The 3,723-nt window shown below is 36.4% G+C and carries 5 protein-coding genes; 1 reads left to right on the forward strand and 4 read right to left on the reverse strand.

Going from position 1 to position 3,723, the window contains the following annotated elements; genetic code table 11:
- Positions 1-207 precede the first annotated feature (207 nt).
- The 4 genes from GSA01S_RS09600 to GSA01S_RS09615 form a co-directional block, all read right to left on the reverse strand.
- A complete protein-coding gene (locus GSA01S_RS09600; protein WP_001291561.1) occupies positions 208-1,425 on the reverse strand; it encodes a tyrosine-type recombinase/integrase in 1,218 nt (405 codons plus the stop codon).
- Between the two features lie 81 nt (positions 1,426-1,506).
- Entirely contained in the window at positions 1,507-1,710 is a 204-nt protein-coding gene (locus GSA01S_RS09605; RefSeq protein ID WP_000814511.1) for an excisionase, read from the reverse strand.
- 460 nt (positions 1,711-2,170) lie between these two features.
- A complete protein-coding gene (locus tag GSA01S_RS09610) occupies positions 2,171-2,401 on the reverse strand; it encodes a helix-turn-helix domain-containing protein (RefSeq protein WP_000857133.1) in 231 nt (76 codons plus the stop codon).
- A complete protein-coding gene (locus GSA01S_RS09615) occupies positions 2,398-2,820 on the reverse strand; it encodes a sigma-70 family RNA polymerase sigma factor (protein WP_000804885.1) in 423 nt (140 codons plus the stop codon). The genes GSA01S_RS09610 and GSA01S_RS09615 overlap by 4 nt, the downstream gene beginning before the upstream one ends.
- A gap of 504 nt (positions 2,821-3,324) precedes the next feature.
- On the opposite strand from GSA01S_RS09615, the gene GSA01S_RS09620 reads away from it, so the two are divergent.
- Positions 3,325-3,678 (forward strand): helix-turn-helix transcriptional regulator, encoded by a 354-nt coding sequence (locus GSA01S_RS09620; RefSeq protein WP_001227347.1) that lies wholly within the window; start codon positions 3,325-3,327, stop codon positions 3,676-3,678.
- Positions 3,679-3,723: the final 45 nt, after the last annotated feature.

The following is a 3,723-nucleotide window of genomic DNA, read 5'->3' on the forward strand; positions in this document are numbered from 1 at the left end:
AATCAAAATTTAATAAAACGATATTTTTAAAATAAACAAAGTATAAATTTCTAATTATCTTTTTATATTTTCTTAAATGCTCGTAAAGCCTTATTCTATGTGCTTTCGAGTATTTTTACTGTAGGAAGATACTTCACGTTTCTTTGCATATTTCCTCATGTCTTAGCTGTCAGAAGTGGTAAATAAGTAGTAAATTCATTTGTACTACTAAGCAACAAGACGCTCCTGTTGCTTCTCTTTATTCAAGCGTTTCATTTCTGCCATTGCAGAATCGAATGTTGCATGTGCGTAATAGTTCAGCGTCATGGCTATATTAGCATGTCCCATAATGTACTGTAATGCCTTTGGATTCATTCCTGCATTTGCATAGTTGGTACAGAATGTATGTCGCAAACTATGTGGAGTGATGTGTGGCAATTTATCCTCGTTATACTTATTGTATTTCTTAACAAGACCTTTCATCATGCCGTTGTAATCACTTGCCACTTTTGGATAGTTCTTTCTATTAAGAAAGAGGAAATCACTATATCCATCAATCTCAACACGCTTATCATTCTTTCGATTCGCTAACACTCGCTTAAATGCTTGATAGGCTTCTTCAACCATAGGAACTTGACGTTCGCCACTTTTGGTCTTTGGTGTTTCAATGTAGTACCCAATTTCAGTATCTCTCAATAGCTGATGGTCTATATTGACAAGACGATTCTCAAAATCTAAATCTGGAAGTGTCAAACCACCAAACTCTGAAATACGAAGACCTGTTTTTAAGAGTATCAGAATTTCATCATAATTTTTGCTGTAGGTTTTATCAGCTTTTGCAAAGGCTAACAGTTTTTCTTCCTGTTCTTCTGTTAGTACGGTCTTAGGGACAGTATCATCATCAAGAACTGCTTTCAGTTGAAAGTCAAATGGATTCTTCCGAACACAATCATCTTGTATAGCAATATAGAATGAAGCCTTTAAAGAACGTTTGTAGTTATTGATGGTTTGATAAGCATAACCATTTTCACTCATTCTAATAGCCCATTCTTTAGCGTCTGATGGCTTAATACTGTCAATACTTCTTACACCTAACTTGTCTTTCTTCAAAATATCCATAAGATATTTGCGTCCAGTTTCAGTGTTTTTTCTAACCTTTGGTCTTTGAGCGTTCTGTTTTGCGTAAAGCTGGCAGAGTGTCATTTTCTTTCCTACAACATCAATACCATCATGAATGTCTTTCTGTAACTCTGCGATTTTCTCTCTAAGTGAGATACAATCACGCTTTCCTGCTGGTACTCGGTCTGTAGCCACAAGTTTCCACGAGTAAACAAATTGCGGTTCTCCAAATGAATCTATATATTTGTATAAGTATCTTCCGTCTTTTCGTTGGCTCTCTCCAGTCTTTAAGATTCGACCTTTATTGTCACGTCTTTTTTCTGACATGGCATTTGCTCCTTTCCTTTATGGAAAGAGCCTTGATACGACTTAATACTATTTTATCATATACAAGACCCTTTGGCGACGCTAGATTGCGTCCAATGTATCTATAATTTTTTCAAATTGTTTTCGTTTAATCTGAATACGATTGCCATTCATAATCAGCCAATTTGCATTTTTATTTTCCTCTGCCAAGCGTCGTAGCTTGTTTTCGCCAATACGAAAATATTTTGACGCTTCTTCAATGGTTAGGGTATAACGTTCCCAAATAGGAATGTCAGTCTGCTTCATAAAATCCTCCTTTCCAAATCACTTATTTGGATTTCATAAAAGTTGTTTTACCAGCAATCGAACAGCTTTAGCAAAGCTCACGGGAGTTCCACCCCTGCATGGTTCTCATGTAGCCATACTCATTGCCTGCGACGATTTTATCACGCTCGGACTATTGACTGTATGGGAGTATCATTATCACGATAAGAATGTCGTTGCAGGCAATCCTGCTAAAGATTGCTTCTCGGATCACTAACATGAATCGCTCGCTATCTTTATAAGATAGGTCATGGCGGTTAGTTCCGTTGGCTCTTTTCTTATCGAAACGTATTCGATTACTTTTATTCAGTTTTCAAAGAACAATGGCTCGTTAGCCTATCAAAACACATTGAAAGCTCAATATGCTTTGGTGGAATAACAAACCTCCCTGTTCGGGAAGCGTGGAATGGTTTAGCACGCTTCCACGAAAGGAGAGAGGATATTACTTAATTTCAAATGACAAAATCTTTGTAATCAGTCTGGTTTCCATTCTTCCACGTAAGACTTCATCAACGACCATACTTTGATTGCCATATTCATCTTTCATAAGTCGTAGGGAACGCTTCGTTATGTACCCTCTGTAATGATGTAGAATCTGGTTAATCGCTTCGGTATCGCCATCTGTTGCCTTTACAATGAGAGGAAAGGGAATCATAGGATATTGTGTTTTCATTCTTCAAATTCCTCCATAAACTTTTTAATTAAGGCTAGTCCACTGGTTCTATGCCGATAGACAGTAGAACGGTTCAATTTCAACAGGTCTGCAATTTCTGAATCGCTCATGTCCATAAAGTAAAACAGCAGTAGAATTTCACGTTTCTTGTCTGGCAACTCACGTAATGCTTCACTCAACAAATCATTTTCAACGCCTACTGATAACCCATTGAGTGTAAAAATCTGAAAGTCAGTTGAATAGTTATCTGTTGTCGCAAACTGGCTAACAAGATAATCGCCAACATCCGAAAAGGACACCTCACGCTTTGCAATCCTTGAAAGATAAAGCATATAATTCTTTCGCTCGTCTTCCATAGCACGTTTACAGATATAGTCAAACTGATTTTCTATTGTGGTCTGAAAAGAAGATGGTTTCATGTTTCTCACCCCCTTTCTGTCTAGGAAAGGAAGTGAGCCTTGCTCGTTTATCTCCTTTCACTCTTAGTCCCAATGTGAAAGGGGGATTTGTTGCATTACTGATAAATAAACTTTGTAAAAAAGTTCTGAATAGCCAAAAAAGCATATAAACAGATTTATTTCTCTGTTTACATGCTTCTGTTATTCTATCTATATGATTTATAAAACCACATTGGTGGACGTACTTATCTATTGCAGATAGACGACTTTTTTTGACAAGAACCCAATGTAAGGAAATTTATTGTATATGATGTACTTCATGGCGACGTTGACCTCCAACAAACCGCCATTTGGAAGTAATATACAATATTTTAACAGCGTAAATAGCACTACCATATAACGGTTTTTTTTATTGGCGTTTAGTAGTGCTTTTTATTAAATATAAACCTATAAACCATATAACACGTTTTTCTATACCTGTTTTTAATTCAGTAGGAACAATAAAATGTATAGAGGTGGTCTACTATGCGTAAAAAAGAAGATAAATATGATTTTAGAGCCTTTGGTTTAGCCATTAAAGAAGCTCGATTGAAACGAGGTTTAACTCGTGAACAAGTGGGAGCATTGATTGAAATTGACCCACGGTACTTAACTAATATTGAAAATAAAGGGCAACACCCCAGCATACAAGTTCTTTATGACCTTGTATCGTTACTTCATGTTTCCGTTGATGAATTTTTCTTACCTGCTAATAACTTGGTAAAAAGCACCCGACGATTACAGATAGAGAAATACATGGATAGCTTTACAGACAAAGAACTATCCTTAATGGAATCTTTAGCCAGCGGTATCAACGAAGCAAGAAACATCGAAGACTAATTAAAAGGGCTCTATACTTTTTGGTGTGGATTTATAGAAATGACT

Origin of the sequence: Globicatella sanguinis NBRC 15551 (genome assembly GCF_001552295.1) — a bacterium.
Lineage (GTDB): Bacteria > Bacillota > Bacilli > Lactobacillales > Aerococcaceae > Globicatella > Globicatella sanguinis.